The 16,129-nt window shown below is 75.9% G+C and carries 12 protein-coding genes and 1 pseudogene; 5 read left to right on the top strand and 8 right to left on the bottom strand.

Features of this window, described 5'->3' with window-relative positions; genetic code table 11:
• Window positions 1-115 precede the first annotated feature (115 nt).
• Window positions 116-2,176 carry an APC family permease gene (locus KDL28_RS22170; RefSeq protein WP_252441387.1) on the bottom strand — a complete coding sequence of 687 codons (2,061 nt, stop codon included), beginning with the start codon at window positions 2,174-2,176 and terminating at the stop codon, window positions 116-118.
• A gap of 78 nt (window positions 2,177-2,254) precedes the next feature.
• Here KDL28_RS22170 and KDL28_RS22165 point away from each other — a divergent pair, with 78 nt between their 5' ends.
• Together KDL28_RS22165 and KDL28_RS22160 are read left to right on the top strand one after the other, a co-directional pair.
• Window positions 2,255-2,917, top strand: a complete 663-nt coding sequence (locus tag KDL28_RS22165) for a potassium channel family protein (protein ID WP_252441386.1) — start codon at window positions 2,255-2,257, stop codon at window positions 2,915-2,917.
• A 1-nt stretch (window position 2,918) separates the two neighbouring features.
• A complete protein-coding gene (locus KDL28_RS22160; RefSeq protein ID WP_252441385.1) occupies window positions 2,919-3,575 on the top strand; it encodes a potassium channel family protein in 657 nt (218 codons plus the stop codon).
• On the opposite strand, the gene KDL28_RS22155 is transcribed toward KDL28_RS22160, so the two are convergent.
• The 6 genes and pseudogenes from KDL28_RS22155 to dut all read right to left on the bottom strand — a co-directional run.
• Window positions 3,569-5,629 (bottom strand): putative bifunctional diguanylate cyclase/phosphodiesterase, encoded by a 2,061-nt coding sequence (locus tag KDL28_RS22155; protein WP_252441384.1) that lies wholly within the window; start codon window positions 5,627-5,629, stop codon window positions 3,569-3,571. The genes KDL28_RS22160 and KDL28_RS22155 overlap by 7 nt on opposite strands.
• A gap of 80 nt (window positions 5,630-5,709) precedes the next feature.
• Entirely contained in the window at window positions 5,710-6,468 is a 759-nt protein-coding gene (locus KDL28_RS22150; protein ID WP_252441383.1) for an SAM-dependent methyltransferase, read from the bottom strand.
• Between the two features lie 191 nt (window positions 6,469-6,659).
• Window positions 6,660-7,322 (bottom strand): DUF3159 domain-containing protein, encoded by a 663-nt coding sequence (locus KDL28_RS22145; protein ID WP_252441382.1) that lies wholly within the window; start codon window positions 7,320-7,322, stop codon window positions 6,660-6,662.
• A gap of 51 nt (window positions 7,323-7,373) precedes the next feature.
• Window positions 7,374-7,754 (bottom strand): OB-fold nucleic acid binding domain-containing protein, encoded by a 381-nt coding sequence (locus KDL28_RS22140; protein ID WP_252441381.1) that lies wholly within the window; start codon window positions 7,752-7,754, stop codon window positions 7,374-7,376.
• Window positions 7,755-8,524: 770 nt separating this feature from the next.
• Window positions 8,525-12,346 carry a DUF3710 domain-containing protein gene (locus tag KDL28_RS22135; protein ID WP_252441380.1) on the bottom strand — a complete coding sequence of 1,274 codons (3,822 nt, stop codon included), beginning with the start codon at window positions 12,344-12,346 and terminating at the stop codon, window positions 8,525-8,527.
• A gap of 155 nt (window positions 12,347-12,501) precedes the next feature.
• A pseudogene (gene dut, locus KDL28_RS22130) lies at window positions 12,502-13,053 on the bottom strand (dUTP diphosphatase); the annotation flags it as partial.
• Window positions 13,054-13,078: 25 nt separating this feature from the next.
• On the opposite strand from dut, the gene KDL28_RS22125 reads away from it, so the two are divergent.
• On the top strand, window positions 13,079-13,579 hold the full coding sequence (locus tag KDL28_RS22125) for a DUF3093 domain-containing protein (RefSeq protein ID WP_252441379.1): 501 nt from the start codon (window positions 13,079-13,081) through the stop codon (window positions 13,577-13,579).
• A 33-nt stretch (window positions 13,580-13,612) separates the two neighbouring features.
• Here KDL28_RS22125 and KDL28_RS22120 read toward each other — a convergent pair whose 3' ends face one another.
• Window positions 13,613-13,915: a DUF4193 domain-containing protein gene (locus tag KDL28_RS22120; protein ID WP_252441378.1), complete on the bottom strand. Its 303-nt coding sequence runs from the start codon at window positions 13,913-13,915 to the stop codon at window positions 13,613-13,615.
• 282 nt (window positions 13,916-14,197) lie between these two features.
• On the opposite strand from KDL28_RS22120, the gene KDL28_RS22115 reads away from it, so the two are divergent.
• Both KDL28_RS22115 and cei read left to right on the top strand, forming a co-directional pair.
• On the top strand, window positions 14,198-15,289 hold the full coding sequence (locus tag KDL28_RS22115; protein ID WP_252441377.1) for a phosphotransferase family protein: 1,092 nt from the start codon (window positions 14,198-14,200) through the stop codon (window positions 15,287-15,289).
• Complete coding sequence (cei, locus tag KDL28_RS22110; RefSeq protein ID WP_252441376.1) at window positions 15,290-16,108, top strand: envelope integrity protein Cei; 819 nt, start codon at window positions 15,290-15,292, stop codon at window positions 16,106-16,108.
• The last annotated feature ends 21 nt before the right edge of the window (window positions 16,109-16,129 follow it).

The raw sequence follows: 16,129 nt of genomic DNA, 5'->3' as shown, positions 1-16,129 counted from the left end.
ACCTCGCCCGCTTCCGCGGCTGGCGCACCGCCCGCGCCCTGCGGCGGCGCCCCGCGCAGCGGGTGGGGGTGCTGTCCGAGCCCCGACCTCCGGCACCCCCGCCCGCGCCCAGCGCTCAGCGGTGCGGCACCGGGGCCGACGGGGACGGGGAGGCGGGCGCGTCGCCGCCGCGACCGGGCGCGCCCTGGCCCGGTGACGGGTCGTAGCCCCGGCGGGAGGCCCCGGGTGGCGTCTCCGGCCGCCGCACCTTGAGCCGCTCGGAGGAGACCAGCTGCCAGGGCACGCTGGTGACCATCACCCCGGGCTGGAACAGCAGCCTGCCCTTGAGCCGCAGCGCGCTCTGGTTGTGCAGGATCTGCTCCCACCAGTGGCCCACGACGTACTCGGGGATGAACACGGTCACCACGTCGCGCGGGTTGTCCGAGCGCACGCGCTTGACGTAGTCGAGCACCGGCTTGGTGATCTCCCGGTAGGGCGACTCGATCACCTTGAGCGCCACCGGCAGCTTGCGCCGCTGCCACTCGCGCATGAGCCGCTTGGTGTCCGCGTCGTCGACGTTGACGGTGACCGCCTCCAGGACGTCGGGTCGGGTGGCGCGGGCGTAGGCCACCGCCCGCAGGGTGGGCTTGTGCAGCGTGGAGACCAGCACGATCGCGTGGTTGCGCGAGGGCAGCACGCCGTCGCTCTCGCCCGCGACGAGCTCCTCGGAGACCCGGTCGTAGTGCTTGCGGATGGCCTGCATCATCACGTAGAAGACGGCCATCGCGGCGATCGCGATCCACGCGCCGCGGGTGAACTTGGTGATCAGCACGATGACCAGCACCACGCCGGTCATCGCCGCGCCGAACCCGTTGATCGCCTGCGAGCGCCGCATCCGGCGCCGGGTGTCGGGGTCGGTCTCGGTGGCCAGGTGGCGCTGCCAGTGCCGCAGCATCCCGGCCTGGCTCAGCGTGAACGAGGTGAACACGCCCACGGTGTAGAGCGCGATGAGCCGGGTGACCTCGGCCTGGAAGCCCACCACCAGCACGATCGCGATCGCGGCCAGCACCAGGATGCCGTTGGAGAAGGCCAGCCGGTCGCCGCGGGTGTGCAGCTGGCGGGGCAGGTAGCGGTCCTGGGACAGGATCGAGCCCAGCACCGGGAAGCCGTTGTAGGCGGTGTTCGCGGCCAGCACCAGGATCAGCGCGGTGACCACGACGACGAAGTAGAAGCCCACCGGGAAGTCGTCGAACACGGCCTCGGCGAGCTGGGCGACCAGTGTCTCCTGCACGTAGCCGGGGGCACCGACGATCTGCGTCGCCGGCGACTCGACGATCTTCGCGTCGGTCAGGGTGGCCAGCGCGATGAGCCCGGAGAACATGGCCACCGACAGCCCGCCCAGCAGCAGCAGCGTGCTGGCCGCGTTGCGCGACTTGGGCTTGCGGAACGCCGGCACGCCGTTGCTGATCGCCTCGACGCCGGTCAGCGCCGCGCAGCCCTGGGTGAACGAGCGCAGCACCAGCAGCGCCAGCGCCAAGCCGGTCAGCGCGTCGCCCTCGGCGATGATCTGCAGGTCGGCGCTGGGCGCCCGGACCACCTCGCCGAACACCAGGATCCGGGTCAGCCCCCAGACGACCAGCGTCCCGATGCCGATCATGAACGCGTAGGTCGGGACGGCGAAGGCGACCCCCGACTCGCGGATGCCGCGCAGGTTGACCGCGGTGAGCACCACGATGGCCAGCACCGCGAACTGCACCTTGTGCTGGCCCACGTACGGGATCAGGGCGCCGACGTTGGCCGCCGCCGCCGAGATCGAGACGGCCACGGTGAGCGTGTAGTCGACGAGCAGCGCGCTGGCCACGGTCAGGCCGGCCCGCCGGCCCAGGTTGACCGTGGCGACCTCGTAGTCGCCGCCGCCGGACGGGTAGGCGTGCACGTTCTGCCGGTAGCTGGTGACCACCGTCAGCAGGACGACGACCACGGCGGCCCCGACCCACGGCGAGAACGCGTACGCGCTCAGGCCGGCGATCGACAGGGTCAGGAAGATCTCCTCCGGGGCGTAGGCCACCGAGGACATGGCGTCGGAGGCGAACACCGGCAGCGCGATGCGCTTGGGCAACAGGTTGTGGGCGAGACGGTCGCTGCGCTGCGGCCGCCCGACGAGGACGCGCTTGACCGCGACGCCGAGCTTGGGCACGGCGGCAGCCTATGCGGTGCCGACCCGGCCGACGCGCTAGCGTTCGCCGTACCGGGCGAGGATCGGCGGAGGTCAGCGGTGTACGTCGTGATCATGGGCTGCGGACGGGTCGGTTCGTCCCTCTCCGCCGGTCTCGAGCGCCTCGGCCACGAGGTCTCGGTGATCGACCGCGACCCGCAGGCCTTCCGCAGGCTCGGCGCCGACTTCCGCGGCCGCCAGATCGTCGGGCAGGGGTTCCACCGCGAGGTGCTGACCGCGGCGGGCGTCGAGCGCGCCGACGCCTTCGCCGCGGTGTCCAGCGGCGACAACTCCAACATCATCTCCGCCCGGGTGGCGCGGGAGACCTTCGGCATCGACCGGGTGGTCGCTCGCATCTACGACGCCAAGCGGGCCGCCGTCTACGAGCGGCTCGGCATCCCCACCGTGGCCACCGTGCCGTGGAGCACCGACCGGCTCATGCGGATGCTGCTGCCCGACGGCGTCGCCTCGGCGTGGCGCGAGCCCACCGGCACGGTGGCGATTCTGCCGCTGCCCGTGCACGAGGACTGGGTCGGCCGCCCGATCCGCGAGCTGGAGCAGGCCACCGGCTGCCGGGTGGCGTTCATCGTCCGGTTCGGCACCGGGGTGCTGCCCAAGTCCGACACCGCCGTGCAGGCCGAGGACACGGTCTACGTCGCCGCGGTGTCCGGCACCGTCAGCGACGTCACCGCGGCCGCCGCCGCCCCGCCGCAGGAGGCCTGACATGCGCGTCGCCATCGCCGGGGCAGGCGCCGTGGGCCGGTCGATCGCGCTGGAGCTGGTGGAGAACAAGCACCGGGTGATGCTCATCGAGCGCGACCTCAACCAGATCGAGCCCGAGGCCGTCGAGGAGGCCGAGTGGGTGCACGCCGACGCCTGCGAGCTGACCTCGCTGGAGGAGACCGGCCTGGAGCGCTGTGACGTCGTCATCGCCGCCACCGGCGACGACAAGGTCAACCTGGTCGTGTCGCTGCTGGCCAAGACCGAGTTCGCGGTGCCCCGCGTGGTGGCGCGGGTCAACGACCCGCGCAACGAGTGGCTGTTCAACAGCAACTGGGGCGTCGACGTCGCGGTCTCCACGCCCCGCCTGCTCGCCGCGCTCGTCGAGGAGGCCGTCGCCGTCGGCGACCTGGTCCGGCTGATGACCTTCCGCCAGGGCGAGGCCAACCTGGTGGAGGTCACCCTGCCCGGCGACACCCCGCTGGCCGGCAAGGCCGTGCGCACGTTGAAGCTCCCCCGCGACTCCGCGCTGGTCGCGATCCTGCGGGGCGGGCGGGTCATCGCGCCGCAGGCCGACGACGGCCTGGAGCCGGGCGACGAGCTGCTGTTCGTGGCGACGGCGGCGGTCGAGGAGCAGGTCCGCGGGGCGCTCGGCTACTGAGGCCCCGGCGGCGCCGGCCACGGCGGGTCGCGCACCATGTCCAGCACCTCGGCCGCGGGCACCGAACGGGCGAAGTACCAGCCCTGGCCGGTGTCGCAGCCCAGCGCGCGCAGCCGCTCCAGCTGGCCGGCGGTCTCCACCGACTCCGCGGTCACCGACAGCCCGAGCACCCGCGCCAGCTCGACGACCGCCGCCAGCACCCGGGCGTCGACGTCGTCGGCGGCGCCGCGCGGGGCGCTCAGCAGCCCGTCGGGCAGGTTCGCGCCGGTGACGAACGGTCCGGCGAGCTTGAGGGTGTGCACGGGCAGGTGGCGCAGGTAGGCGAGGTTGGAGTAGCCGGTGCCGAAGTCGTCGATGGCGATCCGCACGCCCATCGCGGCCAGGGTCCGCAGCACGCTCAGCGTCTCGCCCGTCGACCCCATCAGGTCGCTCTCGGTCAGCTCGAGCTGCAGCAGCTCGGGGCGCCAGCCGGTGTCGGCCAGTATCCCGGCGATCGCGGTGACGATCCCGGGCTCGCGCACCTGGCGGGCGGCCAGGTTGACGCTCATCAGCAGCGGGTGCTCCGGCAGCTCCGCCGCCCACCCGACCGCGGCCCGGCAGGCCTCCGTCAGCACCGACCGCCCGAGCGGCACGATGAGCCCGTTGTGCTCGGCGATCGGCACGAACTCGTCGGGACCGAGGCGGCGCCCGTCGGGCAGCTCCCAGCGCACCAGCGCCTCGACCCCGATGACGCGCTGGTCGGCCAGCCGCACCAGCGGCTGGTACTCGACGACGAACTCCCCGCGCTCCAGCGCCTGCGGCATCCGGGCGGAGAGCCCGTAGCGGTGCACGTCGTCGCGGTGCCGGTCGGCGTCGAACAGGGCGTACCGGTCGCGGCCGTCGGACTTGGCCCAGTACATGGTGGTGTCGGCGGCCTTGGTCAGGTCGGCGGCGGTCGTCGCGCCCCCGCTGTGGCGCACCACGCCGACGCTCGCCGAGACCTGCACCTCGGTGCCGCCCACCCGGACCGGCGTGCGCACGAGGTCCAGCGCCGCCGCCGCGACGGCCTCCAGCGCGGCGGTGTCCGGGCAGTGCTCGACCAGGATGACGAACTCGTCGCCGCCCATCCGGGCCACGACGTGCCCGTCGTGGCCCAGCTCCGTCTCCAGCCGCTGCGCCACCGCGCGCAGCAGCTCGTCGCCGACGTCGTGGCCGAGCGTGTCGTTGACGGCCTTGAAGCCGTCCAGGTCGAGGTAGCAGACGCCGACGGCGGGCCCGTCGCCGACCGGCAGCAGCGCGGCGTCCAGGCGCTCGAAGAACATCGTCCGGTTGGGCAGGCCGGTCAGCGGGTCGTGGGTGGCCTGGTGGGCGAGCCGGTCCTGCATCCGCCGCTGCTCGGTGATGTCCTGCATCATCGCCACGACGTAGCGCGAGCGGCCGTCGGGGTCGCTCACCAGCGACAGCACCAGATCGGTGAGCACCGTGGTGCCGTCGCGGCGGAAGTAGGGCTTCTCCAGGCGCAGGTGGTCGACGGCGCCGGTGAGCAGGTCCTTGGTGCGGTCCCACAGCCCCGGCCGGTCGTCGGGGTGGTCGAACTCCCAGAACTGGCGCGAGACGAGGTCGGCGGGCGCGTAGCCGAGCATGTCGCACAGGGCCCGGTTGACCTCGAGGATCTCGCCGTCGACGTGGCAGACGGTGATGCCGATGGCCGCCGCGTCGAAGATCGCGGCGAACCTGGCCTCGGCGGCCAGCCGCGACTCCATGGCCGCGGTCATGATCCGCTGCTGCTCGTCGCGGGTGCGGGAGCGCAGCGCCTGCGCGTACCCGGCGGCCAGCGCGGCCATGGCCACCGCGGTGCGCGGACCGGCCAGCTCGGCGCTCAACAGCTCCAGGGTCCGCTGCAGGGCCGCGGGCTCGGTGAGGTGGGCCTCCACCAGCCGGGCGCCGACCCGGCGCAGCCGCTGCGTGTCGATCCCGGTGCCGACCCCCGCGTCGGCGCCCTCAGCGGTCGACAGCGCGTCGAGCACGTCGGCCGCCAGTCCGCGCAGCAGCTCCAGCAGCGCGGGCTGGCTCACCGACACCACGCTGGTGCCGGCCACGGCCGCCCGCCAGCGACCGGCCAGCTGGTCGGCGCTCGGCGGACGGCCCGGGGAGGTCAATCCCGCCGGCCCAGCCCGCCGAAACCCGGGTAGTCGTCGTCGACCTCCGAACCGGCGTTGCGGTCGTCGACGACGTCCGGGTGCCAGCGCGGCAGCAGCACGACGCCCGGGTCGACCATGGTCAGCGAGCCGAACAGGTCGCGGACCTCCTCCGCCGAGCGCAACCGCATCGGGTTGGGCGAGCGGGACTGGTCGTAGACCGCGGCGGCGTCGCGCATCCCCTGGTGGCCGTCGGCCCTGGCGTGGCTGACCGCGAGATGGCTGCCGACCGGTAGCGCGTCCATGTAGGCGGCGACGAGCTCGCGCGGGCGGTCCTCGTCGTGCATGAAGTGCAGCAGGGCGATCATCAGCACGCCGACCGGGCGGCTCAGGTCGAGCAGGCCGGTCTCCCGCACCGCGTCCAGCACGACGTCGGGTTCGCGGACGTCGGCGAGGACCGTCGCGGTCAGCGGGACGCCCTCCAGCAGGGCGCGGCTGTGGGCCACCGCGACCGGGTCGTGGTCGACGTAGACGACCCGCGCGCCGGGTACCGCGGCCTGCGCGACCTCGTGCACGTTGCCCACGGTCGGGATGCCCGACCCCAGGTCGAGGAACTGGTCGACGCCCAGCGCGCACAGCTTGCGCACGACGCGGCGCAGGAAGTCGCGGTTGTCGCGCAGGATCGACGGCAGGTCGGGCATGGCCCGCAGCGTCTGGTCGCCGAACGCGCGGTCGGATTCGAAGTTGTGCGAGCCGCCCAGGTAGTAGTCGTACACCCGTGCGACGCTCGGACGGGTGACATCGACATCGGACGGCGCCCAGCTCGGTCGGTCCACGTAGCTCCCCCCGGGGCTGCGAATCGGCGCGTCGAGTACCGGCGCGCCGAGCGGCACCCTACCCGCGCGGGCCTGCGGTAAGCACGTGCTCACCCGTGCGGACCAGCGGAAGGCCTCCGCGATGGCGGGCGTCAGGCGCCGAGTGGAGTACGGTTCGCCCGGCGCACCGCCAGGACCGTGCCGAGCAGGGCGAGCCCGAACAGCGGCAGCCCCATCGCCAGCCGCGCGATACCGAGCCAGGTCTCCTCCTCGGCGTCGTACAACCAGCCCTGCACGACCACGCGCGAGGCGAACACCACGACCCACAGCAGGCTCGCCCACGTGTAGGCGCGCAGCAGCCGCGGGTCGCGGCGCCAGGTCTGGCCGTGGCCGTTGATGCCGTGCCAGATCACCCCGGCCAGCGGGCGGCGGACCAGCACCGACACCAGGAACGCCAGCCCGAAGGCCGCGGAGGTGAGCAGGCCGGGCAGGTAGAAGCCGCGGGCCTCGCCGGTGCGGTAGGCGATGAACGCCGCCACCCCCACGCCCAGCAGGCCCGACAGCGCCGGCATCAGCGCCTGCTTGCGCACGAGGCGCCAGACCGCCACGGCCGCGCCGGCGGCCAGCGCGGCGATCAGCGCCGGCTGCAGGGAGGTGAGGACGTTGACGATGATGAAGACCAGCACGGGCGCGGTCGACGCCACGATGCCGGGCACGCCACCCATCTGCTCCATGATCGTCGGGGCCTTGCGCTCGGGGCGCTCCGGCTCCGGACGGGTGCGCTCGGGCTCGGGCTCGACGGGCGGCTGGGTCACGCTGCTCCTGGATGGTCCTGCTCCGGGCCGGTGCGGGGCACCGGCCCGGCATCACGTCTGGGCCTGGCAGATCTCGTAGTAGGGGTTGTAGAGCACCTTGCGGCCACCGCGGACGGACAGCCGGCCGCGGACGCGCATGGTCCGGCCCGGCTCGATGCCCGGGATGCGACGTCGACCCATCCAGATCAGGGTGACGCCCTCGGTGCCGTCGAACAGCTCGGCCTCCAGCGACGCCTCCGCGTCCTGCGGGCAGAAATCGACGCTGCGCAGTCTACCCATCACCGTGACCTCCTGACCGCAGGCGCACTCGGCCGCGCGCTGCGCGCCGGACTTCGCCGAGTCCTCGGTCAGGTCGTCGGCGTCGAGCACCTCGACGTCGCTGGTCAGCTTGCGCAGCATCCTTCGGAACGCGCCGGCGTCGGTGCCGCCCATGTCTCCCCCAGATCCTCCGGATCCAGCCCCGATCCACCCCTGGAACCCGGCTGTCGACACCAGCGTAACCCGCCCGAAACCCTGCATGCCGCCCATGGCGCCGTTCCCTCACCGCGGGCGGGCGCGAATCCGCCGCCGGGCGTGCGGCCTCGGCGTTCCGGCTGGGTTCGACGGGTGTTCGTGCGGCGGGGTTCGGGCCCGGCCCGCAGGTGCTGGGGTGGGGCGCCCGGCGGCGGTCCGCCGGGCGCGGGGCCCACGGATCGGGTCGCCGGTCCGCCGGCCGCCGGGCTCGCCGATCGCCGGGCTCGCCGGTAGCCAGTCCCGGTCGCCGGGTCCGCCGGTCCGGTCGCCAGGTCCCGGTCGGCAGGTCCGCCGGTCCGGTCGCCAGGTCCCGGTCGGCAGGTCCGCCGGTCGCCGAGTCGAGCCGGTCGCCGAGTCGGGCCGGTCGCGGGTCGCCGAGTCGGGCCGGTCGCGGGTCGCCGAGTCGGGCCGGTCGCGGGTCGCCGAGTCGGGCCGGTCGCGGGTCGCCGAGTCGGGCCGGTCGCGGGTCGCCGGGTCGGTCGGTCGCGGGTCGGTCGGTCGGCGGCTCGCCGGGTCGGCCGGGTCGCCGGGTCCGCAGTTCCCGCGTCGGCGGGTTCCCGGTTCCCGCGTCCGCCGGTTCGGGGTTCCCGGGTCCGCGGGTTGCGGGGTTCCCGGTCCGCCGGTCGCCAGCGGCGGGCCGTCGGGCGGGCCGGTCGCGGGCCGCAGGGTCGGCGGGCCTCGACGTGAGGTCAGCCGGGGTCGCGCCGGTGGTGGCGCCCGGTGCGCCGCGCGGGCTCGCCAGGTTCCGCTGCAGGCGGCGGAGCCGGTTGCCCGGCGACGCCGCTGGTCCCGGCGGTCTCGGGGCGGGAGTGCAGGGAGCGGCGGCGGGCGGCCTGCTCCGGGTCGGCTGCATCCACGTTCGCCGCCTTCGGGACGACGGCCGGGACGGGGCGGGTCTCGGCCCCTCGCGGCACGGCCGACTCGCCGCCGTCCGACCACGGCCACGCCCGGGGGGCGGGGCGCTCCGCGGGGCCGAAGAGGTCGTCGGGCGCCGGGTCGGCGGGGGTGGCCGCGGGTCGGACCGGGTCGAACTGGCCGGTGCGCGTTGCCTTCGCCGCCGCGCGCGCCGCGGCGACGCCGGCCCGGGCGGCTGCGGCCGGGTGGGCACCGGTGGACGAGGTGGACGAGGTGGTCAACGAGGTGGCGGACGTGGTGGCGGTGGCGCGTTGGGTGCCCGTGGCGGACTCGACGACCGGGTGGGCGCCCGTGCGCTCGACGACCGCCGGGCCGACCGACGGTCCGGTGCCGGTGCCGGTGCCGGTGCCGGTGTGGGTGCCGGTGTGGGTGCCGGTGTGGGACTCGACCGACCGTCGGCGGCGCTCGGCCCCCTGGTCCTCGGCCGTTCGGGCACTCGTCGACTGAGCCGCGGCCGTTCGCGCGCTCGTCGGCGCGGGGGCACCTGAGTCCGTTCGGGCGCTCGTCGGCGCGGAGGTGTCCGGGGCCGTTCGGGTGTCGGTCGGCGCCGGAGCCTCCGGTGGGGAGGAGTCCTGGATGCCGCGGCGGGCGGCCTGGGCGGCGAGCCGAGCTGCGGCCGGCGAGCGCAGGTCCAGCTTCTCGGTGGACCGCCTGGCGTCCTGCATCCCGAGCGGCGGCTGGGGCCGGGCGCCGGCGGTCGGGTCGACACCGCTGGCCGGGAGGGCACCGCCGGTCAGGTGGGCACCGCCGGTCAGGTGGGCACCGGCGGCCGGGTGGGCACCGGCGGCCGGGTGGGCACCGGCGGCCGGGTGGGCACCGGTCGACATCGCGCCGGAGCGGGGCTCGGCGGGGCGCGCATCCGCGGGGGCATCGGCCACGGCGGCCGCGGGGGCGGCGCCCGCGGCGGCGCCGGTTTCCCCGCCGGGGTCGCGGTCGAACCAGGAGCCGGTCCACTCGGAGAGCGGTCGGTCGAGCGACGCCGCCAGGCCTTCGATCGGCCGGACGCGGGGGATGTCGGCCCGTCGCGACTCGGTCGCCCCCGGCCCGCCGGACGTGGGCGCACCGCCCGGGAACCGGCCCGAGACGTCGACCCGGGGCGGCGCCACCGGGGTGGCCGGGGTAGCCGGGGTGAAGTAGCCCGAGTCGGACGGCGGCGGGGTCGCGGGGGTGGCCGGGGTGGCCGGGGTGGCCGGGGTGGCCGGGGTGAAGTAGCCCGAGTCGGACACCGACGGGTCAGCCGGGGTGACCGATCTCCACCCACCCGTGCCCTCCGCGTGGGGCGGGCGCGGGCCGACCGGCGGACGGGCCCCGGGAACCTGGGCGCCTTCCGGCGGCGGGAAACCCGTGCCGAGCGCACCCGGCGCTCCGGCCTGCGGGTCGGCAGGCGGTCGGGCCGGGCCGGTGCGGGGCCCACCCGGCGGGCGGGGCACCGACCCCGGCGGCGGCCCACCCGGCGGCGGGAACCCGGGGCCGGGGTGCTGGCGCCCACCGATCGGGAACCGACCGGAGCTGTCGGGCGCCGGACGCCCACCGGTCGGGAACCGACCCGAGCCGTCAGACGCCGGATGACCACCCGTCGGGAACCGATCCGAGGTGTCGAGCGCCGGATGACCACCACCTGCCGGGAACCGACCCGAGCCATCAGACGCCGCATGGCCACCCGCCGGGAACCGACCCGAGGTGTCGGGCGCCGGATGACCACCAGTCGGGAACCGATCGGAGCTGCCGGGCGCCGGATGACCACCGGTGGAGAACCCACCGGAGGCGCCAGGCCCGGGATAGCCACCCAGCGGGAACCGACCGGAGCTGTCCGGCGCCGGGTAACCACCCGCCGGGAACCGACCCGAGCCATCAGGCGCCGGGTAACCACCCGCCGGGAACCGACCCGAGCCATCAGGCGCCGGACGACCACCCGCCGGGAACCGACCCGAGCCATCAGGCGCCGGACGACCACCCGCCGGGAACCGACCCGAGCCATCAGGCGCCGGACGACCACCCGCCGGGAACCGACCCGAGCCATCAGGCGCCGGACGACCACCCGCCGGGAACCGACCCGAGCCATCAGGCGCCGGACGACCACCCGCCGGGAACCGACCCGAGCCATCAGGCGCCGGACGACCACCCGCCGGGAACCGACCCGAGCCATCAGGCGCCGGACGACCACCCGCCGGGAACCGACCCGAGCCATCAGGCGCCGGACGACCACCCATCGGGAAACGACCCGGGTTGTCGGGAACCTGGCGCGGTGGGAACGCAGGCGCGGACTGCGGGCCCCACCCGACCGGCCCGCGGGGTCCGCCCGCGTCCGGCCGGGCCCCGGAGGGCGGTGGGGTCGCGGGCGAGGGGCCGTTCGGCGGGGCGGAGCGGGGCGCGGCGCCCGCGGCCGGGATGGGCGGGACCATCCAGCGCTCGGTCGGCGACTCCGACGGCGTGGCGGCCGGCGTGCGCCCGGTGCTGTCCGACGACCAGGGGGCCGCCGGCCCGTCGGAACGCGCGGCGGGCGGTACCGCCCCGGTCCGCGGCAGGGCGCCCGAGCGGGCCACGAGCGGGTCGCCGTGGGTGTGCGGGCCGCCCGGAGATCGGGGGCCGACGGGGAACGTACCGGTGCCCGGGCCGGGCGGGGTCGGACGGTCCACGGGCAGGCGGGTGGGCCGGGAGGGCCCGCGCTCCTCGCGGACGGGGGCGGCGACGGGGCCGCTCACGCCGTCCGCGGGGCTCGCGCCGGTGGTGGGAGTGGGCGTCGAGCCAGTGGTGCGGGTCGAGCCGGTGGTGGGCGTTGAGCCGGTGATCGCGGGATCGGCGTCCTGCCCGTCCCGGGTGGTGTCCTCGGCGCCGTCCGCGAGGGCGGGCCGCGCCATCCGCGCGCCTCCAGCGGAGGGCGCCCCGGGCCGCCCGCCGGCCACCCCGGCGATGTCGGCGCCCCTGGTCTTGACCGGCTTCGGTGCGGGAGCGGGCTTCTTCGCCGCGACGCTCACCGCGCCGGACGAGAGCTCGATCCCCTCGGGGACGGTGAGCGGCAGCACCGTGCGCACCGGGTACGGCGAGCGGCCCCGCACCACGACCGTGCCGCGCAGCAGCTTGCGCAGCTCCTCGGCCAGCGCGGGGGCGGTGCTCGTCGGGCCGGTGGCGACGCCGTAGACCATCCAGCGGGGTCCGTCGGCCCCGAGGAACAGGGAGGTGGCGGCCCCGGTGGTGGCGTGCAGCTCGCGCCCCCACTCGCCGGTGAACGACCGCACGCGCGCGCCGCTCTCGCGCAGGGAGGCGTCGATCTCCTTGGCCAGGTCGGGCCAGAGCTTGCCGCTCTTGGGCGCGGCCAGCGCGCTCACCGAGAGCCTGCCTTCGGGCAGGGCGAGGTGCACGGCCTGCATCGGGCCCGTGGCGGCGGCGGGATCGGTGGTCAGCGAGCCGCTCTCGGGCAGCGGCAGGCGCAGCGACCCGAAGTCGGCGGCCCCGGCCGGGGCGCGCTCCTCGATCTCCTCGGCCTCGCTGTCGTACGGGCCCGCGGTGCGCGCGGGCCGCGTGCCGGACGGCCGCGGGCGCGACTCGACGGCCACGCCGCCGGCCGGGAAGGTCCCGGTCCGGTGCTGGCGGGGCACTACCGGCTCCCGCCGGGGCGCGGGCCGGAGCCGGCGGCGAGGTCCATCGGCACGGCCTGGGCGTCCATCGGGTCGCCCGGCACCGCACCCCGCACCGCGTCCTCGGCGTCCTCGCTGATGTCGGTGACATCGGTGACATCAGCCACCTCGACGGCCGGCGCCAGCCACGCGTGCCCGCCGGTGGAGCCGTGCCCACCGGCCCCGCGCTCGGACGCCGGCAGCTCGGCGACCTCGACGAAGCGCACCCGCTCGACGCGCTGCACGACCAGCTGGGCGATCCGGTCGCCGCGGCGCAGCTCGACCGCCTCGCGCGGGTCGTGGTTGACCAGGCAGACCCGGATCTCGCCCCGGTAGCCCGCGTCGACCGTGCCCGGGGCGTTGACGACCGACAGCCCGGCCCGCGCGGCCAGCCCGGACCGGGGGTGCACGAACCCGGCGTAGCCGTCGGGCAGCGCGATCGCGACCCCGGTGCCGACCACGGCCCGCTCCCCCGGCTCCAGCCGGACGTCGGCCGCGGTGCGCAGGTCGGCGCCGGCGTCCCCGGGCCGCGCGTACGAGGGCGGCGGGAGGCCGGGGTCGAGGCGGACGAGCTGGACGTCGAGGGGCGCGGTGGGCGCCGGATCGGCGTGCGGCGCCGACGGGCCGTCCCCGACCGGGAGCGGCGGGACGAACGGCTCGGGGCGGGGAGCGTCGACGGGGCCGGGCACGACGGGCGACGCTACCCTGGCCGACGTGGGTCAGCATCCTTCGAGCGGCCGGGCTGCGACGTCCGGCGGCCCCGCGTTCGACGAGCGGTTGTCCGTGCCGTTGTGGTGGTTCCTGCCTGCGGTCGGGCTGGCCGTGCTGATCGGCGCCGAGGTGCACATGGGCTACCCCGGGGTGCGCTCGTGGATCGGCTACGCGATCGCCGTGCCGCTGGTCGTGGGCGCGCTGGTGTGGTTGAGCCGCACCCGCGTGCAGGTGGCCGACGGCGAGTTGCGGGTCGGCGAGCGGGCCCTGCCGCTGGAGCGGGTGGGCCAGGTCGAGGTGGTGCCCGCGGCGGGCAAGCAGGCCGCGCTGGGCCCGGAGCTCGACCCGATGGCCCACCTGGTGCACCGGCCGTGGATCGGGCCCGTGGTACGCGTCGAGGTCCGTCCCGGGGAGGACGCCGAGGGCGCCTCCGCGGACCGGACCCCGTACTGGATCTTCAGCGTGCGCGACACGGCCGCGCTGGTGGCGGCGCTGGGACGGTGAGTCCCGCGGCGCACCGCCCCGGCGCGGCGCCGATCAGGCGGCGCAGTCGCGGCAGATGTACTGCGTTCCGTGGGTCTCGGCCAACCGGCTGCGGTGGTGGACCAGGAAGCAGCTGGCGCAGGTGAACTCGTCGGCCTGCTTCGGCAGCACCTTGACCGTGAGTTCCTCGCCGGACAGGTCGGCGCCGGGCAGCTCGAAGCTCTCCGCGGTGTCGGACTCGTCGACGTCGACCACAGCCGACTGCGCCTCGTTGCGGCGGGCCTTCAACTCGTCGAGCGAGTCCTCGGCCATGTCGTCGGTCTCGTTGCGCCGTGGCGCGTCGTAATCGGTCGCCATCGTTCCCACCCTCTTAACACACAAGTCGTCATCGTGCGGCTGGACAACGCCAGAGCGCCGGGGTTTGTGCCCGGCGGCGGAGTGACGCCGGTCTCAGCCTGGATCCCGGACAGCAGCCGCGCCCGAAGTCGACTTAATCGATCCCGACGCATGTTCGCGGGCGTGCTCGGGTGCCCCCGGGGCGCAGAGGGTAACCCAGTCCCCGGCGTCGTGCCCGTCACCCCACCGGCTGGACCCGTCGACGTGGCTGACAGGCCCCGATAGCGGGTTAAGGTGCCGGCCGTGGGTGTCTCTCGCGACGACGTGTCCCCCGCTCCCGCCGCCGTCCCCGGCGCCGACCCGGCCGCGGTGGGGCCCTGGCTCGCCGACCGGCTCGGCGACCCGGCCTGGCGCGACTGCGCGTTGTCGCCCATCGGGGCCGGGCGCTCCAACCTGACCTACCGCGTGCAGAGCGCGGCCGGGGCCGTGGTGCTGCGCAGGCCGCCGGTCGGCCAGGTCGCCGCCACCGCGCACGACATGGGCCGGGAACGGCGGATCATCTCCGGGCTGGCCGACAGCGACGTGCCCGTGCCCGCCGTGCTGGCCTGGTCGGACGGCGGCCCGCCGGTCGACGCGCCGTGCTACGTCATGGAGCTGGTCGACGGCGTCGTCCCGCTCGGCACGCTGCCCCCGGGCTGGGCCGAGACCCCGGACGAGCGCAGGCGCGCCGGCGACGCACTGGTCGACGTGCTGGTCCGGTTGCACTCGGTCGACCCCGCGGCGCACGGGCTGGCCGACTTCGGCCGCCCGGAGGGCTTCATGGCCCGGCAGGTGCGGCGCTGGGTGACCCAGTGGGAGCACGCCCGCGTGGCGGTGCCCGAGGAGGGCATCGCCGAGCCGCTGCAGTCACTGGCCGACGCGCTGGCCGACGCGCTGCCCACCACCCAGCGGCACACGATCGTGCACGGCGACTACCGGCTGGACAACTGCATCTTCGCCGCCGACGACCCCGGCACCATCAAGGCGGTGCTCGACTGGGAGATGTCGACCCTGGGCGACCCGCTCGCCGATCTCGGCCTGCTGCTCGTCTACTGGCGCGAGGCCGACGACGGCCCGGCGTGGCGCGACTCACGCGGGGTGCCCGGCCCGACGGCGCTGCCCGGGTTCCCGCGCCGCGCCGAGATCGCCGGGCGGTACGCCGCCGCGACCGGCCTCGACCTGGCGCCCCTGCCCTGGTACGTGGCGTTCGGCGCGTTCAAGCTGGCGGTCGTGCTGGCCGGGATCGTGGCCAGGGTGCGGGCCGGGATGGTGCCCGAGACGATGGCGGTCGGCCTCGGTAGCGTGCTGCCGCTGGTCACGTTGGGCCGGCACGTACTTGCCGAAGGGCTCGACTAGATGACGACCGGATCCGACCGCAACGGCATCCCCGGCCGCCCGGGGGGCACCGCGACGCGCCGGCCCGGCGACGCCGACGCGCCGGACGGCCCCGGCCGCGCCGCCGCGGCCAAGGCGGCCGCGGCGCGCACCGCGGCCGCGCTGAACCCGCGCCCCGCGCGCGTGCGCCCCTACCAGCGCCGCAGGCGCGGGCCGATCATCGTGGTGGTGGCGTTCCTGGCGCTCGTCGCCGCCGGGACGTGGGTGACGGTGCTGTCCACGGCGTCCGACGGCTTCGGCGACGGCACCTGCCCGCCCCCGGTGGCCGGGCCGCCCCCGGGCGAGACGGTCGAGCGCAGCGCGCTCTACGCGGTGGCACCCGCGCCGGTGTCGGCCGTGCGGGTGCAGGTGCGCAACGCCGGCGGCCAGCGCCAGCAGGCCAACCTGGTGGCCGCGGAGCTGGAGGAGCTGGGCTTCGCCCGCAGCGCGCCCCCCGGCAACGACCCGTTCTACCCCGAAGGCGACATGGAGTGCGTCGGGCAACTGCGCTTCGGCGCGGCCGGGGAGGCCGCGGCCAGCACCATGGCGCTCGTGCTGCCCTGCGTGGAGCTCATCCGCGACGGGCGCCCGGACGACAGCGTGGAGGTCTCGGTGGGCACCGCGTTCGGCGACCTGTCCCCCGCCCGACCGGTCCGCGACGCGCTCGACCAGCTCACCAACGACGCGGGGGGCTCGGACGGGGCCGCCAACGCCGATCCCGACGCCGCCGACGCCGGCCCGCCGCCGGTCCCCTCGGTCGACCCGACCCTGCTGGAGCAGGCCCGCGAGACCATCTGCTGACCACCTCGACCATCGGGCCAG

The organism is Pseudonocardia humida (assembly GCF_023898865.1).
In the GTDB taxonomy this organism is placed as follows: Bacteria; Actinomycetota; Actinomycetes; order Mycobacteriales; family Pseudonocardiaceae; genus Pseudonocardia; species Pseudonocardia humida.
Note: the sequence above shows the minus strand (reverse complement) of the source record. Positions and strands in the feature narration are given on the sequence as shown.